Origin of the sequence: Mesorhizobium sp. M1273, from assembly GCF_040318195.1 — a bacterium.
In the GTDB taxonomy this organism is placed as follows: Bacteria; Pseudomonadota; Alphaproteobacteria; order Rhizobiales; family Rhizobiaceae; genus Mesorhizobium.
In genome coordinates this window covers 156,207-178,228 of the sequence record NZ_JAMYLV010000012.1, presented here as the reverse complement: position 1 = coordinate 178,228, position 22,022 = coordinate 156,207, and the positions used below count along the sequence as shown (strand labels likewise).

General features: G+C 61.9%; 25 protein-coding genes and 1 tRNA gene. 12 read left to right on the top strand and 14 right to left on the bottom strand.

The features are described from left to right. Positions 1–307: 307 nt before the first annotated feature. Positions 308–559, top strand: a complete 252-nt coding sequence (locus NKH30_RS15710) for a hypothetical protein (RefSeq protein ID WP_352996087.1) — start codon at positions 308–310, stop codon at positions 557–559. A 101-nt stretch (positions 560–660) separates the two neighbouring features. On the opposite strand, the gene NKH30_RS15705 is transcribed toward NKH30_RS15710, so the two are convergent. Next, positions 661–736, bottom strand: a tRNA-Lys gene (locus NKH30_RS15705). A 105-nt stretch (positions 737–841) separates the two neighbouring features. Continuing rightward, positions 842–1,747, bottom strand: coding sequence for a PhzF family phenazine biosynthesis protein (locus tag NKH30_RS15700; protein ID WP_352742374.1), 906 nt, complete (start codon positions 1,745–1,747; stop codon positions 842–844). A 111-nt stretch (positions 1,748–1,858) separates the two neighbouring features. Between NKH30_RS15700 and NKH30_RS15695 the strand changes: the two genes are divergently transcribed. The 4 genes from NKH30_RS15695 to NKH30_RS15680 all read left to right on the top strand — a co-directional run bounded on the left by NKH30_RS15695 (position 1,859) and on the right by NKH30_RS15680 (position 5,441). Then, positions 1,859–3,151, top strand: coding sequence for an efflux RND transporter periplasmic adaptor subunit (locus tag NKH30_RS15695; RefSeq protein WP_352539596.1), 1,293 nt, complete (start codon positions 1,859–1,861; stop codon positions 3,149–3,151). Between the two features lie 2 nt (positions 3,152–3,153). Next, positions 3,154–3,864 (top strand): ABC transporter ATP-binding protein, encoded by a 711-nt coding sequence (locus tag NKH30_RS15690; RefSeq protein WP_352681709.1) that lies wholly within the window; start codon positions 3,154–3,156, stop codon positions 3,862–3,864. Positions 3,865–3,866: 2 nt separating this feature from the next. After that, complete coding sequence (locus NKH30_RS15685) at positions 3,867–5,084, top strand: ABC transporter permease (protein WP_352815349.1); 1,218 nt, start codon at positions 3,867–3,869, stop codon at positions 5,082–5,084. A gap of 114 nt (positions 5,085–5,198) precedes the next feature. Beyond that, on the top strand, positions 5,199–5,441 hold the full coding sequence (locus NKH30_RS15680) for a hypothetical protein (RefSeq protein WP_352996085.1): 243 nt from the start codon (positions 5,199–5,201) through the stop codon (positions 5,439–5,441). On the opposite strand, the gene NKH30_RS15675 is transcribed toward NKH30_RS15680, so the two are convergent. Next, positions 5,438–6,166: a hypothetical protein gene (locus NKH30_RS15675; RefSeq protein WP_352539593.1), complete on the bottom strand. Its 729-nt coding sequence runs from the start codon at positions 6,164–6,166 to the stop codon at positions 5,438–5,440. The genes NKH30_RS15680 and NKH30_RS15675 overlap by 4 nt on opposite strands. 7 nt (positions 6,167–6,173) lie before the next feature. Further along, positions 6,174–7,286: an endonuclease/exonuclease/phosphatase family protein gene (locus NKH30_RS15670; RefSeq protein ID WP_352539592.1), complete on the bottom strand. Its 1,113-nt coding sequence runs from the start codon at positions 7,284–7,286 to the stop codon at positions 6,174–6,176. Here NKH30_RS15670 and NKH30_RS15665 point away from each other — a divergent pair. The 3 genes from NKH30_RS15665 (at position 7,285) to NKH30_RS15655 (ending at position 8,516) form a co-directional block, all read left to right on the top strand. Then, entirely contained in the window at positions 7,285–7,422 is a 138-nt protein-coding gene (locus tag NKH30_RS15665; RefSeq protein WP_352470206.1) for a hypothetical protein, read from the top strand. The genes NKH30_RS15670 and NKH30_RS15665 overlap by 2 nt on opposite strands. Positions 7,423–7,471: 49 nt before the next feature. Continuing rightward, positions 7,472–8,056, top strand: coding sequence for a BA14K family protein (locus tag NKH30_RS15660; RefSeq protein WP_352539591.1), 585 nt, complete (start codon positions 7,472–7,474; stop codon positions 8,054–8,056). 175 nt (positions 8,057–8,231) lie between these two features. Next, positions 8,232–8,516 (top strand): PilZ domain-containing protein, encoded by a 285-nt coding sequence (locus NKH30_RS15655; protein WP_352470452.1) that lies wholly within the window; start codon positions 8,232–8,234, stop codon positions 8,514–8,516. Between the two features lie 10 nt (positions 8,517–8,526). On the opposite strand, the gene NKH30_RS15650 is transcribed toward NKH30_RS15655, so the two are convergent. The 5 genes from NKH30_RS15650 to NKH30_RS15630 form a co-directional block, all read right to left on the bottom strand. Next, on the bottom strand, positions 8,527–9,150 hold the full coding sequence (locus NKH30_RS15650; RefSeq protein ID WP_352996083.1) for a hypothetical protein: 624 nt from the start codon (positions 9,148–9,150) through the stop codon (positions 8,527–8,529). Beyond that, positions 9,143–9,664, bottom strand: coding sequence for a hypothetical protein (locus NKH30_RS15645; protein ID WP_352996081.1), 522 nt, complete (start codon positions 9,662–9,664; stop codon positions 9,143–9,145). Before NKH30_RS15645 ends, NKH30_RS15650 begins: the two co-directional genes overlap by 8 nt. A 493-nt stretch (positions 9,665–10,157) precedes the next feature. Next, on the bottom strand, positions 10,158–11,135 hold the full coding sequence (locus NKH30_RS15640; RefSeq protein ID WP_352996079.1) for a DUF3592 domain-containing protein: 978 nt from the start codon (positions 11,133–11,135) through the stop codon (positions 10,158–10,160). Between the two features lie 159 nt (positions 11,136–11,294). Continuing rightward, the gene (gene ilvC / locus NKH30_RS15635; protein WP_023676662.1) at positions 11,295–12,314 is read right to left on the bottom strand and encodes a ketol-acid reductoisomerase; all 1,020 of its coding nucleotides are present in this window, start codon (positions 12,312–12,314) and stop codon (positions 11,295–11,297) included. A 23-nt stretch (positions 12,315–12,337) separates the two neighbouring features. Next, the gene (locus NKH30_RS15630; protein ID WP_352539587.1) at positions 12,338–12,991 is read right to left on the bottom strand and encodes a TetR/AcrR family transcriptional regulator; all 654 of its coding nucleotides are present in this window, start codon (positions 12,989–12,991) and stop codon (positions 12,338–12,340) included. Between the two features lie 155 nt (positions 12,992–13,146). On the opposite strand from NKH30_RS15630, the gene NKH30_RS15625 reads away from it, so the two are divergent. Beyond that, positions 13,147–13,575 carry an anthrone oxygenase family protein gene (locus tag NKH30_RS15625; RefSeq protein WP_352768909.1) on the top strand — a complete coding sequence of 143 codons (429 nt, stop codon included), beginning with the start codon at positions 13,147–13,149 and terminating at the stop codon, positions 13,573–13,575. Between the two features lie 38 nt (positions 13,576–13,613). Here NKH30_RS15625 and NKH30_RS15620 read toward each other — a convergent pair whose 3' ends face one another. After that, positions 13,614–14,066 (bottom strand): MarR family winged helix-turn-helix transcriptional regulator, encoded by a 453-nt coding sequence (locus NKH30_RS15620; RefSeq protein ID WP_352539585.1) that lies wholly within the window; start codon positions 14,064–14,066, stop codon positions 13,614–13,616. Positions 14,067–14,166: 100 nt separating this feature from the next. Here NKH30_RS15620 and NKH30_RS15615 point away from each other — a divergent pair, with 100 nt between their 5' ends. Next, positions 14,167–14,472, top strand: coding sequence for a Rieske (2Fe-2S) protein (locus NKH30_RS15615; RefSeq protein ID WP_352470198.1), 306 nt, complete (start codon positions 14,167–14,169; stop codon positions 14,470–14,472). Position 14,473: 1 nt separating this feature from the next. After that, positions 14,474–15,199, top strand: a complete 726-nt coding sequence (locus tag NKH30_RS15610) for a glutathione S-transferase family protein (protein WP_352768912.1) — start codon at positions 14,474–14,476, stop codon at positions 15,197–15,199. On the opposite strand, the gene NKH30_RS15605 is transcribed toward NKH30_RS15610, so the two are convergent. Both NKH30_RS15605 and NKH30_RS15600 read right to left on the bottom strand, forming a co-directional pair. After that, positions 15,147–16,385 (bottom strand): FAD-dependent oxidoreductase, encoded by a 1,239-nt coding sequence (locus NKH30_RS15605; RefSeq protein ID WP_352996077.1) that lies wholly within the window; start codon positions 16,383–16,385, stop codon positions 15,147–15,149. The two genes, NKH30_RS15610 and NKH30_RS15605, sit on opposite strands and share 53 nt — an antisense overlap. Positions 16,386–16,459: 74 nt before the next feature. Continuing rightward, positions 16,460–16,870: a winged helix-turn-helix transcriptional regulator gene (locus tag NKH30_RS15600; protein ID WP_352466906.1), complete on the bottom strand. Its 411-nt coding sequence runs from the start codon at positions 16,868–16,870 to the stop codon at positions 16,460–16,462. Positions 16,871–17,006: 136 nt separating this feature from the next. On the opposite strand from NKH30_RS15600, the gene NKH30_RS15595 reads away from it, so the two are divergent. Continuing rightward, positions 17,007–17,897: an SDR family oxidoreductase gene (locus tag NKH30_RS15595; RefSeq protein WP_352996075.1), complete on the top strand. Its 891-nt coding sequence runs from the start codon at positions 17,007–17,009 to the stop codon at positions 17,895–17,897. A gap of 43 nt (positions 17,898–17,940) precedes the next feature. On the opposite strand, the gene NKH30_RS15590 is transcribed toward NKH30_RS15595, so the two are convergent. Further along, a complete protein-coding gene (locus tag NKH30_RS15590; protein WP_352450049.1) occupies positions 17,941–19,860 on the bottom strand; it encodes a potassium transporter Kup in 1,920 nt (639 codons plus the stop codon). A 158-nt stretch (positions 19,861–20,018) separates the two neighbouring features. Next, the gene (locus tag NKH30_RS15585; protein ID WP_352539580.1) at positions 20,019–21,932 is read right to left on the bottom strand and encodes a potassium transporter Kup; all 1,914 of its coding nucleotides are present in this window, start codon (positions 21,930–21,932) and stop codon (positions 20,019–20,021) included. Positions 21,933–22,022 lie beyond the last annotated feature (90 nt).

Sequence of the window (22,022 nt, the reverse complement as noted above, 5' to 3'; positions counted from 1 at the left end):
CGAGCACAAGAAGGAGAGCCTGAGGGCCCTGGCCGCCTGAGCACCGTCATGTGTCCGCCGCTCCGCTAAACACGGGGGCTGCGCGGCGGACACGCCGACGTCAACGCAATGCCACGCCATTTTGCAGAACTTGACGCACACAACTCTGAAGAGGCAAAATTCCCCAATCGCAAAGAACTGAAAGCGCATACCCTCAGGGCTTGGGGATTCTTTGGGATTATCGACGCAGTGGCATAGCTATGATGCCAAGGACCTTAGGTTCTGCGGAATTTTTGAGGACAGATTTGGTCACGATGTTACAGTCATAATGACCTTTAAGCTTGGATATGGTGGGCCTATCCGGCTGGATTTTCACTTTCCTTACTACGCAGACGATGAACCTACATCCTTTGGAGTGGGCGGTCTCTCGGGCGAGGCGCTATTCAATGCACTTCGACTGCCCAGGCATCCTGAACTCGAATGGATCGCAGGCAAGAGCAAAACAAACTTCGATGCCGTCGACGGCGTGATAGCCATAACGCGAGCAATCCTGACCTATCTGAGGCCCACCATCCAATAGTCGGGCGAGCCGACCGCAGCTGGCTGATACGTGCAAACCTGCAAAACGCCGTCTCGCGTTCCCAGCTCGTTAAGGTCCTTCCACCAAATCCTGGAGATTTTTGGTGGGTGCGCACAGGATTGAACTGTGGACCCGCTGATTAAGAGTCAGCTGCTCTACCAACTGAGCTACGCACCCACTCGGCCGGAAAAACCGGCGTTGGCGGGCATATAGCCGCCGACATCCGCCATGTCCAGCCCCGTGGGATTCATTTCCCGACAAATCGCCGAAGTGCCGCGCCCGTCAAACAAAAAGCCTGCCTTCCGCCACCTTGACCGCATGGCCGCCGATGCGGGCGGCCGCCAGTTTGCCGCCTTCGACATTCAGTTCGAGGCGGATGCGCGAAGGCCGGCCCATCTCCAGCCCCTGCTCGATCCACAGTTGTGAAACGCCGTCCGTCGGGCCGTCGAAATGCATGATCGCGCCGGCGAAGGCGGCCGCCGCCGAACCGGTCGCCGGGTCTTCGTAGGACGGATTGCCGGGCACCATCATGCGGACATGGAAGGCACTGTCGTGGTGCACCGTCTCGCGGCAATAGACATAGGGGCTGGCGAAGGCCCATTCGCTTTTACGCGGTGCCAGTTCCGACCACGCCTGGTTGTCCAGCCTGATCCGGGCAGCCGCCTCCAGATTGGCGACGGGGATGGTCACGTAAGGCACGCCAGCCGACCAGAACGAAACGCGGTGGTTCTCGAAGCCGATCTCGTGCGGTCCGAGGCCAAGGGCGGCGCCGATCGCCTCGGGATCGGCCGACAATGCCAGCTGCGCCGGCAGTTTCGCCAGGTCGAACTCGGCAAAGGTCGAACCGTCGTGCTTGCTGACAGCGCAGCGCACCGGGCCGATATTCTCCTCGAGCACGAAGATGCCGGCCGCCTCTCCCGCCATTTCGGCGAGCGCTATCGCCGAGCCGACGGTTGGGTGGCCGGCGAACGGCATTTCATAGTCGGGCGTGAAGATACGGATGCGGGCCCGGTGCTTCGGATTATCCGGCGGCAGCACGAAGACGGTTTCGGACAGGTTGAACTCGCGCGCCACCGCCTGCATCGCCGCAACGTCCAGCCCGTCACAGTCGAGCACCACGGCCAGCGGATTGCCGGCCAGCCGGTTGGTGGTGAATACGTCGTAAAGCAAGTAATTCCGCGGCTGCATCTCAGTAAGTCCTCTGCCTCATTCCCAACATGAGCGAAATTTAATTTGAATTTTGAACCATAAGGCCTGATTTGTGCACTGATGGGATATCACTGAACATAGGGGTCCGGCGTGGACCAGATTGTCAATCTGCCAAAGACGGAATCCGCTTCCGCCATCGAGACGGCGCTCGGGCTCGACCACCAGGGCCTGAAGACAAAACGCCGTCGCGGTTGGGGTTACGCAGTGTTCGCACTGCTTGCCGTCGCCGCGAGTGTCGTCGGCTACCAGTGGTATGCGGGCTCGCCCGCCAAGATCGAGTATACCACGACACTGGCCGCCATGGCCGACCTTACCGTCGCCGTTTCGGCTACCGGCGCGCTGCAGCCTCTCACCCAGGTCGATATTTCCAGCGAACTCTCCGGCGTCGTCCGCTCGGTTTCGGTCAACGAGAACCAGCTGGTGAAGAAGGGCGATGTGCTGGCCGCGCTCGACACCGCAAAGCTGGAGGTGCAGATCGAGCGCGCCCAGGCCTCCGCCAAGGCAGCGGCGGCGAGCGTCGAGGACGCCACCGTGACCCTGGCCGAAAACGAAAAGGCGCTGGTGCGCGCGGCGCAACTGACCAAGCGCGGCATGGCGACGGACCAGTCGCTCGAAGCGGCAACCGCCACCCGCGACCGCTCGAAGGCGGCGCTTGATATCGCCAAAGCCAACCTCGCCATGGCCAATGCCGATCTCAAGGCGCAACAGACGGATCTTGCCAAGAGTACCATCTACGCTCCGATCGACGGCATCATACTGACGCGCTCGGTCGACCCCGGCCAGACGGTCGCCTCCTCGCTGCAGGCGCCGGTGCTGTTCGTCATCGCCGCGGATTTGAAGAACATGGAATTGAAGGCGGCGGTCGACGAGGCCGATATCGGCGCCGTCAAACCCGGCCAGCATGCGCGCTTCACCGTCGACGCGTTCCCCGAACGGCCGTTCGACGCCGAGATCCGCGACATCTCCTATGCCTCGGTCACCACCGACGGTGTCGTTACCTATGATGCAAGGCTCGACGTCGACAATAGCGAGCTTCTGTTGCGGCCCGGCATGACAGCCACCGTCTCGGTCGTCACCAAGCAGGCCAAGAACGTGCTCACCGTGCCATCGATCGCCTTCCGCTACCGGCCGGCGCAGACGGCGGAGCGCGGCTGGAGCCTCACCGACCTGTTCACCGGCCGCATGGGACGCCCCGGCGGCAACCGCCAGCACCAGGCGGCGGCGAAGCCCACCGACGGCTCGCGCACGCTCTACGTGCTGGAGAATGGGCGGCCGCATCCGGTCAACGTCAGGGTCGGCTCGACAGACGGAGAACTGACCGAGATCGTCTCCGGCCTGGAGGAAGGCGCGCAAGTCATTACCGCCTCGCAGCAGCGGAGCTGATCGTGGCATCGGGCGCGACCACCCTCATAGGCTTCGACAAGGTCTGGAAAAGCTATGGCCAGGGCGAAGCCCGGGTGCATGCGCTGGCCGGCGTCGACCTCGCCATCAGGCGCGGCGAATTCATCGCCATTATGGGTCCGTCCGGTTCGGGCAAATCGACGGCCATGAACATCATTGGCTGCCTCGACACGCCGACCGCTGGGACCTACAGCTTCGAAGGCATCGACGCCGGCCGTCTCGATCGCAATCGCCGCGCCGTACTGCGCAACCTCTATGTCGGCTTCGTCTTCCAAGGCTACAACCTCTTGCCTCGCACCACGGCGGCGGAGAATGTCGAACTGCCGCTGATCTACCGCGGCGTTGGTGCCCGCGAGCGTCGCGGCCTTGCCATGCAGGCGCTTGCCGAGGTCGGCCTTGTCGGCCGCGAGCATCATACGCCAGCCGAGCTGTCCGGCGGCCAGCAGCAGCGCGTGGCGATCGCCCGCGCCATCGTCACCAGGCCGACGCTGCTCGTTGCCGACGAGCCGACCGGCAATCTCGACACCGCACGCACGCACGAGATCATGGAACTCCTGACGCAGCTGAACAGCGAGCTCGGGCTGACTATCGCCATGGTCACGCACGAAGCCGATGTTGCCGGCTATGCGCAGCGCACGATCCGTTTCCTCGATGGCCATGTCGCCTTGGACACAGCCAATCTCGAGATGGCCTAGCCATGATCTGGGAAACCGTTCGCCTCTCGCTCCGCTCCATCCGCCGCAACGTGCTGCGCTCGTTCCTGACGCTGCTCGGCATCGTCATCGGCGTCGCCGCCGTCATCGCCATGCTGACCATCGGCTCGGGCACCACCGAGAAGGTCAAATCCGACATTTCCAAGCTCGGCAGCAATCTGCTCGTCATCCGTTCCGGCCGTCCGGCCGGGCCTGGCGGACCTGGAGGGCTCGATCAGGTCGTCCGACCGCTGGGCGACAAAGATCTCGCAGCGCTTGTCGCGCATCTGGACGGCGCGCGTGCCATCTCGCCGGCGTCGCAAAAGCAGGTGCGCGTCATTTTCGGCACCGAAAGCCTGACCTCGGGCGTCACCGGAACCGACAGCGTCTATCTCGATGCCCGCGACTGGAAGCTGGTTTCGGGCCGTCCGTTCAGCGATTCGGAAACCCGCTCGGGGACCGGCGTCTGCCTCATCGGCGAGACGGTGCGCCAGCAGTTCTTCGGCGCCGGCGACCCTGAAGGCGAGATCATCCGCGTCAACCGCACTTCCTGCAAGATCATCGGCTTGCTCGAACCAAAGGGCTATACCGGTTTCGGCCAGGACCAGGACAATGTCGTGCTGATGCCGCTCGCCGCCTATCAGCGTCGCATTGCCGGCAATCGCGACATCGATTCGATCTATGTCGCCGCCGACGACCGTACGCCAACCACGGTGCTGCAGCAGCGCGTCGAGGACATCTTGCGCGACACACGCCGCATCACGCCCGACCGCGACGATGATTTCTCGATCCGCGACATGACCCAGATCGCCGATGCCATGGCCAGCGCGACCACCACCATGACTGGCATGCTCGGTGCCGTCGCCGGCGTCAGCCTGCTCGTCGGCGGCATCGGCATTATGAACATCATGCTGGTGTCGGTAACCGAGCGCACGCGCGAGATCGGCATCAGGCTCGCCATCGGCGCCCACGAAAAGCACATCCTCATCCAGTTCCTGGTCGAGGCAACCGTGCTGTCGCTGCTTGGCGGCATCATCGGCATCCTGATCGGCCTGGCCCTTGCCGGCCTCGCCTCGCTGACGCTGACGATCCCGTTTGCGCCAAGCCCGGCGGTCATCCTGCTTGCTGTCGGCTTTTCCGCGCTGATCGGCATGGTGTTCGGCTTCTTCCCGGCGCTGCGCGGCGCGCGGCTTAACCCGATCGACGCGCTGAGGCATGAATAGGCATTGCAGCAAGTGTCGCCTCCAGACGCTGCCAATTTTTTATGCAACCTGCCCTTGTCGCAGCACATTCTGCAATGATAACAATGCTGTTGGGGACTAAGGGGGGAACAATGGATGAGCAAGAAAGCGCGACTGGCTCTGGCGATTGTGATCGTCGAAGCCGCCTTGGCAGGGCTTTGGTGGAATTTGATCCTTTATGGGATGGAGAATCCCGATCGCGTCACCGCTGACTTCCAGCAGGTAATTGGGCAGACGATGGGAACAGCGATGGGGGCGCTCCTGGGTCTCGGCCTGCTGTTGTATTTTGTTGCCGCCCGCAACGACCGCAAGGCTATTGAAGGTAGGCTACGGCGTTAGAGTTGGAAACCTTGCTCGCTCGCAAAGTGCCATTCGATCAGCGGTCTCATATGCGGCATCAGCCCGTCCGGCAGATCGGCGGCATTGCGGATGATTACAGGGCCTTCGATTTCAGGCTCTGATTCGGCGGCGACGAATGCACTGATCCGCTGTGCGAGGTCGTCGGCGGAGGCCGTCTCGCGGTAGCGGCGAAAGATCACCGTGCCGGTTGCCGTCGACAGGGCGTAATGGCGCCTGCCGCGTGTCGCACCTGATAGATCGAGCCCGGTTTCCTCCAGTACCTCGCGGATCATGTTGAAGTCGACGTCAACAATGCCGTCGCGGAAATCGGTTGGCTCGAACGAACCGGCGGCGAAGTAGACGCGCCCGGCATTGACCGTATGCGGTGCCATACGGATCGCCACCAACGCGTTGTCGCCGGCGACCAGCATGGCGTGCGCGTAGGCATGTTCGGCGCCAGGCACCTGTCGATTGCTGCGCCAAAGCATGAAGGTCGAATAACGCACCGCATGGCAACGGCCGACTAGGCGATTGTCGCGATAGCTGAGAGCGGAAAGCAGCACCACGGTGCCGTCGAAAAGCGCCGGCTTGGCCGCGGTCTCACGCCGCCAGTTCGCCGCGATCGCGTCGGCATGATCGCGCTCGAACGGATGCGGGCCGGAATCGAGCCTGACGTCGATGGCATCGACCGGCAGGATGACGTTGCGCGGCAAATCGAAACTCACGCCTGTCTCACACCATGTCGAGGGCAATTGCTACTGGGCAATGGTCGGATGCCTTCGGCCGGTCCCACCCGGCGCGTGGGAAGCGCTCGACCTCCTGGCCCGCCGGAAATATGGTGCGCCAAGGCTGCCCGCTACGGATGATATCGGGAACGGCGGTGGCGTTCTGCCTAGCTAGCGCCCTCGACAAAAGGATGTAGTCGAGCTGGCAGAGATGCCGCTCTTCCGGTCCGCGCGTGTGATAGAAAGTCCAGCGGTCCATTTCCGGCCGCCGCTCGACCGTGTTTTCGCAAAAACCGCCGGCAGTGAGCACGTCGATGCAGGACCGGGTCTCGTCGATCACCTCGAAGCGATGGCCGTCGAAAACATCGCCAGTGATCTTCACGCGCTGCCGGTAGTCGTTCATGTCGCCGCAGATTGCCCAGCGCTTGTCGGCGGCATTATCCTTACCGAAGCGCTCCTCGATGATCCGGCGCACCGCTTGCGCCTCGGCGATGCGCAGCGGCATTGTCGCCTCGCGGCCGTCGAGGCCGTTACGGGGCGAGCCCATCGACTTGAAATGCACGAGATACAGCGTCAACGGCGCGCCAGCGACCGTCAGATCGATTTCCAGGCAGTCGCGTCGGAAGATGCGTTCATTGGCCTGGTGACCAAGCGCTGCCAATTCCGCCGTGTGCAGGCCGAATTGCTCGAACGTGACATAGGCGTAGCTAGTCATGCGCACGAATTCGATTGGCTGGCCCTGCGCGGTCTCGTTGCGCATCATCACGGCGACGTCGATGCCGCGCGAATCATTGCCGGCGGTGGTGTATTTCTGCCGGTAGCCTTGCCCCACCATCTTGAACAGATAGCCATATTCGAAGGCCCTCAGCGCCTCGATATTGTCGACTTCCTGCATGCAGATGATGTCGGCGCGGGTGGCCGCGATCGCCAGCGCCGTCAACTGGCGCGTGTCGTCGGACTGCGCGATCGCCCGCGCCTGCTCGAGCATCTTGTATTCGGCCTCGCTCTGGATGTCGAAAAGCGCCAGTGTGCGATCTTCGTTGAGCTGATTGCGGTATCCGGAATAATCAAACCTGTTCATTAGGTTTTCGACGTTGAAGGTGGCAAGGCGCAGCGACATGGCTTTGAGCTTTGCCCGCAAGCGCGCCCGAAAACAAGGGCGCAGAAACCAGGCGGCTCTGATTGATCGCGCGCTCGCCATGGTTGACGGAACCTTTTTGTTCATCTTCCGTTCAGATGGAAAGTTCCATCAATAGGCCCTTCCCCGAGGTTTCTGGGCGTGGGGCCTGAATTTCGGAGAGTGCGATGAAACCGCTCTTTTTATCTTCCGTCAGATCCGGGCTGATGGCCCTCGGTCTGATCGCCAGCCTCTCGGCCCCGTCGCTTGCCGGGCCGATGCCCAAACCCCTGCTGCCGGTGGCGGGCAACGCTGCCGACATCGTGCAAATTCGTGAAGATTGGGCAGGCGGCAATGACAGGCAGATCTGGCGTTGGCGCAATCGCGGCTTTCGGCAATGGCACGGCGGCGACGATTGGAGATGGCGGTCCCACAATTTCCGCGGCCGTCATTTTTCGAGACACTGGGACAATGGCGGCTGGGACGACAGCTGGCGCTGGCGCCACCATCGCCGCCATTACCGCGGCGGCTACTATGATGATGGTGCGGGTGCCGCGATTCTTGGCTTGGGCCTGGGCCTCGGCCTTGGCAGCCTGTACAACAGCTACAACTACTACGACGCGCCGCCACCGCGCCGCTATTATCGCGCAGGGCGGCTTTCCAGTGCACATGTCCAATGGTGTTACAATCGCTACCGGTCGTACCGCGCCTGGGACAACACCTTCCAGCCCTATTACGGGCCGCGCCAGCAATGCTACTCGCCCTATAGGTAAGCAGGCCGACAACAAGCATCATTCGGCGCCGTGCTTCGCGGCGCCTTTTTCTTCCAGCCAGGAACCGCGAACATCGCCCAGTCCCGACTGCTGATAACGCTATTTTTATCAGGCAGGTCTAATAATCCTCCCGATCAGAACGCCCGAGACGCGAAAAATGGCTGGATTGCGTGCGATGGCCGAGGACGAACAGAGGGACAAACACCGGCAGCGCGTCTTGAAGGGCGCGACGATCCTGACCGGCGTGAGCAATTCCGAGGTCACATGCACGCTGCGCAACATGCACGCCGGCGGCGCCGAATTGAAGGTCTCGATCGACGCGCGCGTGCCCGATGAGTTCCTGCTCTATGTTCCGACCGACGGCATTGCCTACAAGGCCGTGGTCCGCTGGCGCCGCGAGGATCGTATCGGCGTGATGTTCACCGGTACCGAACCAAAGCCCAGTTGGCACTACGGCTGAGATCCCGGCGCTATCCGGGTGGCAGGACTCGCAGTGTCTGCTCGTCAAACAGCGGCTCATCCTGGCCGACGCGAACGAATAGAAGCTTTCGCAGTTCGGGTGATTGCACCTCGAAATACTGAATGCCGTCCGGGGCTTCGCCCCATTCGCCGCAAGGCGGTACGCCGACCTCGTCAGGGTTGGCGACGGTCTTCAATTCCTCACGATAGGCGGCATTGGGACTGAAAACATACCGGAGGATGCGCGCGGGCGTCGCCCCTTCGGTGTAAGGCATGAGCACGCAACGTGTGCTGATGGCTTTCTCGGTCTTCTCCGTAAAAATGCGCTGCAACGCAGAATCGGCGGCCTCGCCAGGTAGCATATCGAAGACTTCGACGACAGGATCGGCCGGCCCGCCGTCGCTGTATTTGATGGCAAGAGCATTGCCGCCAAGCTCGAAATGAATCCGGCGAAAACCGAAATCGCAACGCTGCACCCAGGCAGCCAGCCCGACATCCCTGTCCGCCAGCCGTTCCCAAGCGCATTTGTCGACAGGCGGACGCGACGGCTTGCTTTGGTCGGCACGAGCGCCGGTTGCCATGGCAATAAGGACCGGCAGGGCGAACATGCAGGTCGGCAGTCTCTTGCTATTCATCGCTACAACCCGTCAAACTAAAGGCGTCCCAGGCTGAACCGTCGGGATTGGCTTTGGCGAAATCGGGCCATTCGGTAAAAATCGCGCCGAAGTCAGGCAACAGCAACCCTGCCGGTGCCGGCGAGGCTTCGCGGGAATTCAACTGCTCGGCACCGCCTGCATTGAACGCATAGACCTGCCCATCCCACACTCTGCACAGCCCGGTGCCGTCCTCGAGACCAGCCTCACGATCGTCGTCGGTGCAGGTGTGCCGGATCGTGCCCACAGGAAAGGAGTACTTGCCATTGGTCCAGATAATGTCCGACGGCAGACGAATGTCGGTATTGGGCACGATCAACGAAAAGACCTCGGTCGTCAGCGCGGCCGGCTCGTTGTTGGTTGGCCGGAACTGTATCGTCGCTCCCGAACGCGGCTCGCGATAGGTCGCATGGCTGAGCGAGCATTCTGTTGCGTTCGCTGCTTGCAACAGGCTCAGCATGCTCAGAAAAATAGCTGCTGCTTTGCGGATGATCATTTAAGTCCCTTGGAGCAGCATCATTGTGAAGTTTGAGCATCGATGCTTTAGCATGGCCCAAGGCCGCGTCGAAAAGAAAGAATCGATGATGCGAAATCTCTTGATGCTCATTTCGATCTTAACATTTACGTGCGGCAGCGCCTTTGCCACGGAACCCTATGTGGGCACATGGTCCGGGGACAGATCGAACTGTACCGCCGTTGCGGATGTTCAACGCCAGACTGTCTACACATTGTACCGCGACGCGCTGTCGGTCCCTGCTCTCGGCTGCGAACACGCATCGTTTCTCAAGACGCCTACGGGCTGGGTGGCTCGGGCCAGCCAATGCTACGGATCCGACCCGTCGGCCGAAGAGCCGTTCTCCCGTGTCATCCATATTGTGGTCGACGGGGCGACGGTGAGATTGACATGGCCTGGCTTCGACAGCGGAGTTCTTGTCAGATGCTGAAGACAGGCGTCTTTTCCGCTGGATATGCAGCCTAGGACAGCAGCTTCAGATGACGCCTACCAGCAGCGCGGCTCCACCGAGGAGGCCAACTGCGCAGACCCACAGGAGCCAAAGCCCGCTAACCCTGCATTCGAGAACCGCTGCAACCGGGTTGTCGGGATCGTAGTGGACCTCGACCTTGTCGCCCTGGAGGTAGCGCTGCGATCGACCGCTGACGAGGCTCGGCAGCGAAGCCGTCACGTTTGCGCCGAACGCGATGCGATCGGCGGCGTAGCGCTGGCCGGCGACGCTATAGCTGTAGACGACGCGGGATTTGAAGACTGTCCGCCAGGGCCGATAGCCGCCTCCGGACCTGTCGCGGGTCTCGAATTTCTGCAGGCCCGAAGCATCGATGCGTCCTGCCGTGATCGGCCATTTGGCCGCCTGTTCCGCAAGTGACTTCTGGGCAAAGCCCATGCGCAGCACAAACAATCCCATGAAAAGCAGCAGGGCAGCGGCGCCGAGGTTCTGCGGCCTGGGCAAAAACGGCCGGATCGCTTCGAGGAGGCCGCCGACGGAGAAGACCAATACAAGCGCGCCGACCACCAGCCCGGACGAAAGCTGGACCATGAACTTGAAGGAGCCGTCGGGCATGGTGCGTTCGATCACCGCCTTGGCTGGATCGGCCGGATTGTAGAAGACGGTTACGCCGGCCCCGTTTGGAAATTTCGCAAGGGTTTCCGCCACTGCAAAGTTTCCAAGGTTCTCCTGCACGCTGTAGTGCGAACTGCGAAATGTCTTGCCGTTCACCTTGTATTCGAAGGTGATTGCCGGGAAGTTGCGGATTTCGGTCGACCCTCTGCTGTCCGAACCGGATCCCGAACTGGTCACTTCGCGGGCCTCGACCCGCGACGAGATGATTTTTCCCGGCGTCGGAGACCAGCGGCTGACCGCCCTCACCTCCCACCATTTCAGCAAGGTGACGAGGGAGAGCATGCCGGCAACCGCGCAGGCAAACCCGATCAACAGAAATTTGAGTTCCAACTCTCACCCCCTTGGCACTTTTGTGCCATGCCCCGCACAGGCATATCACGGTGATGAGGATAATGCGCCTGTCCAGAAGCCTGGAAACCACACGATCTTGATGCGAAAAGGCCGGCGGATCGCTCCGCCGGCCTTTCTTGATCGGCAATGAAATTGCGATCAGTTCTTGGCCTTGTCGACCAGCTTGTTCTTCGAAATCCACGGCATCATCGCGCGCAGCTTGGCGCCGACTTCCTCGATCTGGTGGCTGTCGTTGTTGCGGCGGATGCCCTTGAAGCGCGACATGCCGGCGCGGTATTCCTGCATCCATTCCGAGGTGAACTTGCCGGTCTGGATATCCTTCAGCACGCGCTTCATCTCGGCCTTGGTCTCGGCAGTGATGATGCGCGGGCCCGAGACATATTCGCCCCATTCGGCGGTGTTCGAGATCGAGTAGTTCATGTTGGCAATGCCGCCTTCATAGATCAGGTCGACGATCAATTTGACCTCGTGCAGGCACTCGAAATAGGCCATTTCCGGCGCGTAGCCGGCTTCCACCAGTGTCTCGAAGCCGGCGCGGATCAATTCGACCAGGCCGCCGCACAGCACCACCTGCTCGCCGAACAGGTCGGTCTCGCACTCCTCGCGGAAATTGGTCTCGATAATGCCCGAGCGGCCGCCGCCAACGCCGCAGGCATAGGAGAGCGCCAGGTCGAGCGCATTGCCCGAAGCGTCCTGGTTGACCGCGACCAGGCACGGCACGCCACCGCCCTTCTGGTATTCGCCGCGCACCGTATGGCCAGGCCCCTTCGGCGCGATCATCACGACGTCAACCGAAGCTTTGGGCTCGATCAGGCCAAAATGCACGTTGAGGCCGTGGGCAAAGGCGATCGCTGCGCCATCGCGGATGTTCGGCGCGATCTCGGATTTGTAGATGTCGGCCTGCAGCTCGTCCGGCGTGGCCATCATCATCAGGTCGGCCCACTTGGCGGCATCGGCTACGCTCATCACCTTGAGCCCGTCGGCCTCGACCTTCTTGGCGGTCGCCGAGCCGGCCTTGAGGCCGATGGCGATGTCCTTGACGCCGGAATCCTTAAGGTTGAGCGCATGCGCCCTGCCCTGGCTGCCATAGCCGATGATGGCGACCTTCTTGCCCTTGATCAGGTTGAGATCGGCATCGCGATCGTAATAGACACGCATTTTTGTTCCTTCCCGTTTTGAATTCAGAGGCCTTGCGGCCCGGTTTTTGCCCCGTAAAGAGCGAGAAACTGCTGCGTCGCCCGGACGGCATCGCCGCCGATCGCCGCATCAGTCAATTCCAGCCGGTCGCCAAGCAGCAGGCGGATCTGCACGTCGCGGGCGACCAGCCCGAAAAAGGTGCGGAACGCCGTCTCCGCGTCGGAAAACTCGAGGAAACCAGCTTCCTTGCCTGCCTCCAGCACCGGTTTAAGGCGCCGGGCCAGTGCGAAGCGGCCGTTCTCCAGCACGATGGCGCCGAGATCGTCCTTCCCCGAACTAGCATGGCCGACCGCCACCCTGTTCAGCGCGATCGAGGTGTCGCTCGAAATTACCTTGAGCCAGTCCGAAGCGAAGCGTTCGAGGCTCGCCGTCAGCGAAGGGAGGTCGAGCCCCTTGCGGTCGACCGGCACTACCCGCACCTTGGACGCCTGCCATTGTACCGTTGCCGTCAACAGCCCGTCGCGATCGCCGAACCATTTGTAGAGCGTCTCCTTCGAGCAGCTCGCCCGCCGCGCCACGGCGGTCATGGTCAACTGATCGCCCTCTTCGACCAGCAGGCGAAGGGCGGCGTCGAGCACGTCCTTCTGCCGCTCCGTCAGCGCCTCGCTGGTTTCGATGTCGGTCACAGCGTGCAACACAGTTTTTCCTCAGGAGGCAAACTCACCGCAGTTCAGATACGAGCTCGATGGCGTACCGTACGTTACGGTTCGGCTTTATGGCGTATTGCCCGACCCGACGCAAGCCTTTATTTCTGTAGCTTGCTCCATGCGGGGCATCACGGGAGACACTGATCATGCTCGCCGGATTGCTTGCGTTGACCGTTACCGCAGTGTTCGCGGGTGCGGCTATCTACGTCAGCGTCGCCGAACAGCCGGCGCGGCTTCGCCTCGAGGACAAAGCATTGCTGCAGGAATGGCAGCCTTCCTACAAGCGCGGCGCCGCCATGCAGGCCTCGATCGCCGTCATCGCCTGTATTCTAGGCCTCGTCGCGTGGTGGCTGACCGGCAATCTCGCTTTTCTGGCCGGCGCTGTGCTGATCATCCTGCCTTGGCCATGGACGCTGCTGGTGATGATGCCGGCAAATAGGTTGCTGGAGGCGATGGACGCGAACTCCGTCAATCCTGAAGCTCGGACATTGATCGCCAAATGGGGCAATCTGCATCTGGTCCGCGTCGGGCTTGGCGTTCTGGCGACGTTGGCATTCCTCTTGGGCAGTGCCTGACCTCGCCAATCGGTCGCCATCTTCGTCATGAAGGCGTGTCACTCCAGGGCGGGCGGATCTCGCAGGCGCCCAAGCAGAGCTGACAGCGCGTCCAGTTCAACATTGGAAAGCCGGGAGCCGACCAACTCCGCGATCGACCGGCCGTAGACAGCCCACATGCGGCGGCGCGTCTCGCGTCCCTTGTCTGTGACGCGGACTGTTTGCCCGCGGCCGTCATCGGCAACTGGAAGCTTCTCGACCTGCCCGTCGGCTTCGAGCCGCGCCAGCAGCCGGGAGATGTTGTACTGCGCAAACAGGGTGCGCTCGGTGAGTTGGAACGGCCGCAATCCGCCCTCGCCCGCCTCGGCAAGCTCGTGCAGGATGTCGTACCAGGCAAGCGGCGGCAGGCCACTGTCCTTCAGCGCGTCCTCGGCTCTTTCCAACAACTGGCGCGAAACCCGCATCAGGCGGGCCCAGGCCTTGATGGCTGGAGGTGAAGGAATCCCGGTCATGATTGCATCGTAGGCGATAGATGCAATTGCATCAAGCTTGACGATCGATGCAAATGCATCTATATAGATGCAATCGCATCAATCACGAGAGGCAATTCCGATGAAGCATGAAATCTGCAAGATCGCCGACATTCCGGAAACAGGCAGCCTCATCGCTCCGTTTTTCGGCCGCGAGGTCCATGTCTACCGCAGCGGCGAGCGTATCCGCGCCGCCGCCAACGTCTGCCTGCATTTCGGTGGCCCGCTCGACTGCAAGGACGGGAAGCTCGTCTGCCAGTGGCACGGCGCCTCGTTCGACATGGCGAACGGTGATCGCCTCGAAGGCCCGGCGCCGAAGGGCTCCCGCCTGATGTTCCTCTCCACCCGCGTCGAGGACGGTGCTTTGAACTATGTCTGGGGGGAGTGAGATGACCGACAAGCTCACTCTCGTCAGCCATCATCTTTGCCCCTATGTGCAGCGCACGGCGATTTCGCTTCGCGAAAAGGGCGTGCCATTCGAGCGCATCACGGTCGATCTCGCCAACAAGCCTGCCTGGTTCAAGGCGATATCGCCGCTCGGCAAGGTGCCGCTGCTCCGCGTTGAGCATGACGGCCAGGAAACGGTGATCTTCGAATCGCTCGTCATCCTCGAATTCCTCGAGGAAACCCAGCCCAATCCGCTGCATCCCACCGACCCCTACGCCCGTGCCCGGCATCGCGCCTGGATCGAGTTCGGCTCGGCAATCCTCAATGCCATCGGCCGCTTCTATTCAGCTCTCACCGAAGCCGCCTTCATCGCCGAACGCGGGGCTCTGGCAGCAATGTTCGATCGCCTGGGAGTGGAACTGGCGAACGGCGCGGCTGGGCCATGCTTCGACGGCGAGCGCTTTTCACTGGTCGACGCGGTCTACGGCCCGATTTTTCGCTATTTCGACGTCTTCGACCGGATCGGCGATTTCGGCATCCTGGACGGAAAGCCGCATGTCCAGGTGTGGCGCGAGGCGTTGCGCAAACGCCCATCCGTGAAGGGCGCGGTCGCTCCCGATCATCCGCAACGCCTCCATGCATTCTTGCAGGCTAAGGGTTCGCACCTTTCGGAAATCATCCGCCAAGGCGATCCGGCCACAGCGCTTCCGCAAGCCCTATCGGCTTGAATGGATTGGGCACCGTTCCTGTAACCATGGAAGCAAGAAACTGCGGCGCCGGCGGGACTTTTGCCAGCGTCGCCACCAGCCTGTCGCGGACGAACGGCATCACAATCGAATCCGATTGATAAAACGGCGTCAGCACCAGCGACAGCGTCTGGAAGACCCGCACATGCCATCGCCGCGCCCGAACGTAAGCTTCCAGCGCAGTATCGATACGGTCCGTTCCTATGAGCGCGTAGTTGAGCGCGGCTGCATCGAGCAGCGCCATGTTCGCGCCCTGCCCGAGCTGCGGGCTTGTCGAATGGGCCGCGTCGCCGATAACGGCCAATCGCCGTCCGGCTGGCGTCTTCATCGTGTGATGGCCATAGCGCGCCAGCGAGAGCTGCTCGAAACTGTCGATCTGGTCGATGAAGGCCGCGCATTCAGGCCACAGCCCGACCAATCTCGCCTTCCATGCCTCGAGACCTGCCGCCCAGACGCGCTCGGCATCCGCCGGCTTGAGGCTCCAGAAGAATGCCGCCATCTTCTGGGCATCCGGCTCGGGCCGGCCGATTGGCAGCACGCCGATCATCACGCTCGCGCTGTCGTAGTGCTGCAGCAGCGCGTGCTCGTCGAAACCCTCGCCGCGCCAGCCAAGCGATGCCCAGAACGCGCCATAGGCGAGCGATCGCGGTTCGCCCGGATTGTTCACGCACCGCCGCAGTTTGGAGCGCGAACCGCTGGCATCCACGACCAGGTCGAACGACCCTATCCGTTGTCCGTTGCCGCAGATCAATGTTGCCCGCTCGCCGGTTTCCAGCGTCTCGAGCTCGATACCTGTCTCAATGGTGAGCGCCTGGCGCCGGGCGGCGCGGAAAAGCACGCCGAACAGAGCCGCGCGGTGCACCGCCAGCCCGAAGCGGCCGCCACTCCGGGCATCGTAGCGGACGTCGAGCACTGTGCGGCCGGTCTTGGCATCTGCACCATGCAGGCGGTCTATGCGGCTGCCCAGCGCCAGAATGTCATCGAGCAGGCCGAGATCGGCAAGCACCGTCAGCCCGGTCGGCTGCAGGATCAGCCCGGACCCGACCGGTTGTGGCTGGTCGAAGCGCTCGAAGATGGTGACCCTATGTCCGGCGCGCGTGAGATAGAGCGCGGCGGCAAGTCCAGCCGGCCCGGCGCCGGCAATCGCGATGTCCAGAGAATTGCCCATCTGCCCGCCCCAACCCAGGCCGGACAATCCTTCAGCACCGCCGCTAAATCAAGCCGCCGTCTCGGCCTGGAGGCTCAGCCTTCGGCAGCATCGAAAACCTTCCGTGCCTCGCGTACAGCGCCGTGATTGAGCTCGGCCCATTGGATCAGCTGATGCAAGGGTCCAAACATCGAGCGCCCGAGATCGGTGAGGCTGTATTCGACGCTCGGCGGTTTGGTCGGGAACACCTGGCGATGCACATAGCCGTCGCGCTGCAGATCGTGCAGCGTCTGGGTGAGCATGCGCTGTGAAATATCGGGCACCAGCCGCCGCAATTCGCCGAAGCGGTACGGCTTCTCGGCCAAGGCCTCCATCAACAGTGAACTCCATTTATTGCTTATGCCCTGGATCACGTCGCGAACCGGGCAATCCGCAAGGTTTCCGCCACCGCTGCCTGCTTTGTATATCTCGAGCTTCGATCTCAGATTGACGATCTTGCCGTCCATGGCTGGTTCCCTGGGTGTGCCTACCTCCCGCAAAACTGCCTTCTTTACGAGGATGGGTCAATTCCTATTTTAGTGCTGGTCTCTTTTTGAGACTAACATATGCACCCGCCGCTCCGGCGCAACGTCAGGACATCTCATGACCGACACCCTTCTCGTCACCGGCGCCTCCGGCCAGCTTGGCCGCGGCGTCATCAATCATCTGCTTGACACGCTCAAGGTCTCCCCTCAGCGCATCATCGCCGCCACCCGTAATCCGGAAAATCTGGCCGATCTGGCAGCCCGAGGCGTCACCATCCGGGCAGTCGACTTCGACGACACCGCGTCGTTGGCCAGTGCATTTACCGGCGCGGACAGGGTTCTGATCATTTCGACAAACGAGCTCGCCGTTCCGGGCAAGCGCCTGAAGCAACATGAGACCGCGGTCGCCGCCGCAAAAAGCGCCGGCGTTTCGCATCTGCTCTACACGTCGATGCCCAGTCCGGAGCCAGGATCGCCGGTACTGTTTGCGCCCGATCACCACGGCACCGAGCAGGCGATCAAGGCGAGCGGTATCCCCTACACCATCTTCCGCAACGGCTGGTATCAGGAGAACCTGTTCATGGCGCTGCCGCACGCCATCGCCTCGGGGCACTGGTACACATCCGCTGGAGACGGCCGCATTGCCCATGGCGCACGCGACGACATGGCCGCGGCGATCGCCGCCTGTCTCGCATCGGGGGCAACCGAAAGCAAGACATACACTCTGACGGGTCCGCAGGCCTATACGGCAGCTGAAATCGCGGCCCTCGTCACCGAAGTTACCGGCAAGCCGATCGAGGTCGTCCAGCTTTCGGACGAAGCGCTGACCGGGGGATTGAAGGCAGCCGGCGTCCCCGAAGGTTTCGCCCCGGTCATCGTTTCGTTCGACACCAACACACGCTCCGGCCGCATCAGCATGGTGACCGACGCGGTCGAGACGCTGTCCGGCAGGAAGCCGCGGCCGCTGAAGCAATTTCTTGAGGCAAATAAGGCGGCTCTGGTGAGCTGAGCCTGACAAATGGCCGTGCCCTTCGAAGGGCACGGCCATTTATTTAGATAGCCACCTGCGTTCCGATCTCGACGACGCGTCCGGTCGGGATCTGGAAATATTCCGTCGCATCGGCCGCCGTGCGCGCCAACCCGATGAACAGCTTGTCCTGCCAGACCGGCATGCCGGAATTGGGCGAGGCCTTGAGAGAGCGCCGCGACAGGAAGAAGGACGTCGTCATGATGTCGAACTTCCAGCCCTGTTTGCGGCAGATCGCCAGCGCACGCGGGATGTTGGGCTGCTCCATATAGCCGAAGGTCAGCGTCACCCGCATGAACAGCTCGTTGACCATTTCCATCTTGACGCGCTCGCTGTCGGGCACAACCGGCTGCGGCGCCGTCACCACCGAAAGGATGACGTTCTGCTCGTGCAGCACCTTGTAGTGCTTGAGGCTGTGCATCAGCGCCGTCGGCGCGCTCAGCGGGTCGCTGGTCAGGAACACCGCGGTACCCGACACCAGATGCGGCTTCTTCTTCAGCAGATTGCCGGCGAGGAAATCGAGCGGGATCTCGTTCCGGCGCGTCTTGTCGAACAAATAGCGGCTGCCGCGGATCCAGGTCCACATAGTCATCACGATAACTGCGGCGATGGCAAGCGATGCCCAGCCACCTTCAAACACCTTGACTATGTTGGCGGCAAAGAAGCCGGTATCGACGAAGGCGAACACGGCCATCAAGGCGATCGCGACGCCGAGCGGCCATTTCCAGATGCGCGTCATCACAACAAAAAGCAGTACATTCGTCACCAGCATGTTGCCGGTCACCGAAATGCCGTAGGCCGAGGCCAGGCGGCTGGATTCGCCGAAGCCGACCACCAGCAACATCACCACTAGCGCCAGCATCAGGTTGATGCGCGGCAGATAGATCTGGCCCGACTGTTTTTCCGACGTATGCTGGATAACGAAACGCGGCAGCATATTGAGCTGCACCGCCTGTCTGGTCAGCGAAAAAGCGCCGGAGATCACCGCCTGGCTGGCGATGACGGTCGCCGCCGTCGCCAGCACGACCATCGGAATAAGCGTCCAGCCCTGGTTCATCTCGAAGAATGGATGACCGACAACGCCGCCATTTGCCAGCACGAAGGCGCCTTGCCCGACATAGTTGAGCAACAGACAAGGAAACACGATTGCCAGCCAGGCGAGTACGATCGGCTTGCGGCCGAAATGGCCGAGGTCGGCATAGAGCGCCTCGGCGCCGGTGACGGCGAGGAAGACCGCACCAACCGTGACGAAGGCGACATCGGGCGAGTTGACCAGGAACGACACGATGTAATGCGGGCTGATCGCCAGCAGGATTTCCGGATCGGCGATGATGTGGTTAATGCCGGAAAGGCCGATGGCCAGGAACCACAGCGCCGTGACTGGCCCGAACACCAAACCTACGCCGCCGGTGCCGAATCGCTGCACCGCAAACAGGATCGCCAGGATGGCCAGTGTCAGCGGCACCACATAGGGCTGGAATGTCGGCGTGACGACATTCATACCTTCGACCGCCGATAGCACCGAGATCGCCGGCGTAATGACTGCGTCGCCGAAAAAAAGCGCCGCGCCGACGATGCCGATGCCGAGGATCACCGCCGAGCGCGTCGGGAAACTGTTGCGCGCCAGCGCCATCAGCGACAGCACCCCGCCCTCGCCTCGATTGTCGGCGCGGAGCACGAACATGATGTATTTGATGGTGACGGTGATCGTCAGCGACCAGATGATCAGCGACAACACGCCGAGGATGTCGCCACGGTTGGCGACGTTGCCACCGGCCGATGCGTGCAACGCCTCGCGAAATGCATAGATCGGGCTGGTACCGATATCGCCGTAAACCACGCCGAGCGCGCCCAGCATCAGCACCTTGGTGCTGTGCTGCTCGACCTCAGAATGGCTGGATTGTTCGACAGGTTCTGCCTCGTTACCAGCATTGGTAAGGGCCATGGACGACACTCCGGTAAGCGGGCGGTGCTCTACGCTTGCTGCGCTGCAATATCAAGTGCCGTCACGTAATGGCTCCGTCCCGATATTGCGAGCCCTCCACGACTTGGCAGACTCAGTCCGATCGGCAGACCACCTGGAATGTCGCAACGGACACGTTTTTAAATAGCCACCTGCGTCCCGATCTCGACCACCCGTCCGGTCGGGATCTGGAAATATTCCGTTGCATCGGCCGCCGAGCGCGCCAGCCCGATGAACAGCTTGTCCTGCCAGACCGGCATGCCGGAATTGGGCGAGGCCTTGAGAGAGCGCCGCGACAGGAAGAAGGACGTCGTCATGATGTCGAACTTCCAGCCCTGTTTGCGGCAGATCGCCAGCGCACGCGGGATGTTGGGCTGCTCCATGTAGCCGAAGGTCAGCGTCACCCGCATGAACAGCTCGTTGACCATTTCCATCTTGACGCGCTCGCTGTCGGGCACAACCGGCTGCGGTGCCGTCACCACCGAAAGGATGACGTTCTGCTCGTGCAGCACCTTGTAGTGCTTCAGGCTGTGCATCAGCGCGGTCGGCGCGCTCAGCGGGTCGCTGGTCAGGAACACCGCGGTACCCGACACCAGATGCGGCTTCTTCTTCAGCAGATTGCCGGCGAGGAAATCCAGCGGGATCTCGTTCCGGCGCGTCTTGTCGAACAAATAGCGGGTGCCGCGTATCCATGTGGACATGATCAGCCCCATGCCGCAGGCGACCGTGATCGACACCCACCCGCCTTCGAGGATCTTGACGACGTTTGCGAGGAAAAATCCGGTATCGATCGTGCCGAACAGCAGTGTGAGCGCGGCTGCCAGTGCAAGCTGCCATTTCCACCGGAACCGCATCACCACAAACAACAGGATGGTTGTCATCAGCATTTCGCCAGTCACCGAAATGCCATATGCGGAAGCCAGCGAACTCGAGCTGCCAAAGCCGACCACCAGCAACATCACGCCCAGCGCGACCACCAGATTGACCCGCGGCATGTAGATCTGGCCGGACTGCATCTCGGAAGTATGCTGCACCTCGATACGTGGCAGCAGATTGAGCTGCACCGCCTGCCGCGTCAGCGAGAAAGCGCCGGAGATCACCGCCTGACTGGCGATCACCGTCGCTGCCGTGGCCAGCCCAACCATGGGCATTAGCGCCCAATCCGGCAGCATCTGGAAGAATGGATTGGTGGGTTTGCCGCCGTTGGCCAGAACGAACGCGCCTTGTCCGAAATAGTTGAGGAGCAGACAAGGGAACACCACGGAGAACCACGCCAGCACGATCGGCCTGCGGCCGAAATGGCCGAGATCGACATAAAGGGCTTCGGCCCCGGTGACCGCCAGGAACACCGCCCCGACCGTGACGAACGCACCGGTGGGCGTATTGGCCAGATAAGCGACCGCGTAATAGGGATTGATCGCCAGCAGGACCGACGGGTCGTCCAGCAGATGGTAGACCCCGGCGGCACCGATCGCCAGGAACCACGCTGCCGTCACCGGTCCGAACACGGCCGCCACCCTGCCGGTGCCAAAGCGTTGCACGGCAAAAAGCATTGCCAGGATGATCAGCGTGATCGGAACAACATAAGTTTCCAGCGTCGGGGTCACCACTTCCAGGCCCTCGACCGCCGAAAGCACGGAGATGGCCGGCGTTATGATGGCGTCGCCGAAAAACAGCGCCGCGCCGCAAAGTCCGATCCCCAGAATGAACCGGGCTCCCTTTGGATAAGCGTTGCGCGCAAGCGCCATCAGCGACAGCGTGCCGCCCTCACCCTTGTTGTCGGCTCTGAGCACGAAAGCGACGTACTTTATCGTGACGATGATCGTCAGCGCCCAGACGATAAGCGACAGCACGCCAAGGACGTCGTTGCGCGCTACCGGTCCCGACGATGCGTGCAGCGCTTCCCGAAACGCGTAGATTGGGCTCGTGCCGATATCGCCGTAAACCACGCCCAACGCGCCCAGCATCAAAACTCTGGTGCTGTGCTGCTCGGCCTTGGAGTGGCTGGATTGTTCGATGGGTTCTGCCTCGCTACCGGCGTGGGCAAGAGCCATGGACGACACTCCCATAGACGTGCGGCGCTCGACGCTGCGGGATGGAAAGGACGCGCTGCCGTGCCCGGAACGCATGGCCTATCGGCTCGC

What these genes read in the sequence shown, in the direction of transcription:
- NKH30_RS15620 (WP_352539585.1), bottom strand. Translation starts at nt 14,066, where the DNA reads ATGACCGGGATTCCTTCACCTCCAGCCATCAAGGCCTGGGCCCGCCTG.
- NKH30_RS15710 (WP_352996087.1), top strand. Translation starts at nt 308, where the DNA reads ATGACCTTTAAGCTTGGATATGGTGGGCCTATCCGGCTGGATTTTCAC.
- NKH30_RS15660 (WP_352539591.1), top strand. Translation starts at nt 7,472, where the DNA reads ATGAAACCGCTCTTTTTATCTTCCGTCAGATCCGGGCTGATGGCCCTC.
- NKH30_RS15670 (WP_352539592.1), bottom strand. Translation starts at nt 7,286, where the DNA reads ATGTCGCTGCGCCTTGCCACCTTCAACGTCGAAAACCTAATGAACAGG.
- NKH30_RS15645 (WP_352996081.1), bottom strand. Translation starts at nt 9,664, where the DNA reads ATGATCATCCGCAAAGCAGCAGCTATTTTTCTGAGCATGCTGAGCCTG.
- NKH30_RS15615 (WP_352470198.1), top strand. Translation starts at nt 14,167, where the DNA reads ATGAAGCATGAAATCTGCAAGATCGCCGACATTCCGGAAACAGGCAGC.
- ilvC (WP_023676662.1), bottom strand. Translation starts at nt 12,314, where the DNA reads ATGCGTGTCTATTACGATCGCGATGCCGATCTCAACCTGATCAAGGGC.
- NKH30_RS15700 (WP_352742374.1), bottom strand. Translation starts at nt 1,747, where the DNA reads ATGCAGCCGCGGAATTACTTGCTTTACGACGTATTCACCACCAACCGG.
- NKH30_RS15680 (WP_352996085.1), top strand. Translation starts at nt 5,199, where the DNA reads ATGAGCAAGAAAGCGCGACTGGCTCTGGCGATTGTGATCGTCGAAGCC.
- NKH30_RS15665 (WP_352470206.1), top strand. Translation starts at nt 7,285, where the DNA reads ATGGCTTTGAGCTTTGCCCGCAAGCGCGCCCGAAAACAAGGGCGCAGA.
- NKH30_RS15585 (WP_352539580.1), bottom strand. Translation starts at nt 21,932, where the DNA reads ATGGCTCTTGCCCACGCCGGTAGCGAGGCAGAACCCATCGAACAATCC.
- NKH30_RS15590 (WP_352450049.1), bottom strand. Translation starts at nt 19,860, where the DNA reads ATGGCCCTTACCAATGCTGGTAACGAGGCAGAACCTGTCGAACAATCC.
- NKH30_RS15655 (WP_352470452.1), top strand. Translation starts at nt 8,232, where the DNA reads ATGGCCGAGGACGAACAGAGGGACAAACACCGGCAGCGCGTCTTGAAG.
- NKH30_RS15595 (WP_352996075.1), top strand. Translation starts at nt 17,007, where the DNA reads ATGACCGACACCCTTCTCGTCACCGGCGCCTCCGGCCAGCTTGGCCGC.
- NKH30_RS15605 (WP_352996077.1), bottom strand. Translation starts at nt 16,385, where the DNA reads ATGGGCAATTCTCTGGACATCGCGATTGCCGGCGCCGGGCCGGCTGGA.
- NKH30_RS15650 (WP_352996083.1), bottom strand. Translation starts at nt 9,150, where the DNA reads ATGAATAGCAAGAGACTGCCGACCTGCATGTTCGCCCTGCCGGTCCTT.
- NKH30_RS15600 (WP_352466906.1), bottom strand. Translation starts at nt 16,870, where the DNA reads ATGGACGGCAAGATCGTCAATCTGAGATCGAAGCTCGAGATATACAAA.
- NKH30_RS15685 (WP_352815349.1), top strand. Translation starts at nt 3,867, where the DNA reads ATGATCTGGGAAACCGTTCGCCTCTCGCTCCGCTCCATCCGCCGCAAC.
- NKH30_RS15625 (WP_352768909.1), top strand. Translation starts at nt 13,147, where the DNA reads ATGCTCGCCGGATTGCTTGCGTTGACCGTTACCGCAGTGTTCGCGGGT.
- NKH30_RS15610 (WP_352768912.1), top strand. Translation starts at nt 14,474, where the DNA reads ATGACCGACAAGCTCACTCTCGTCAGCCATCATCTTTGCCCCTATGTG.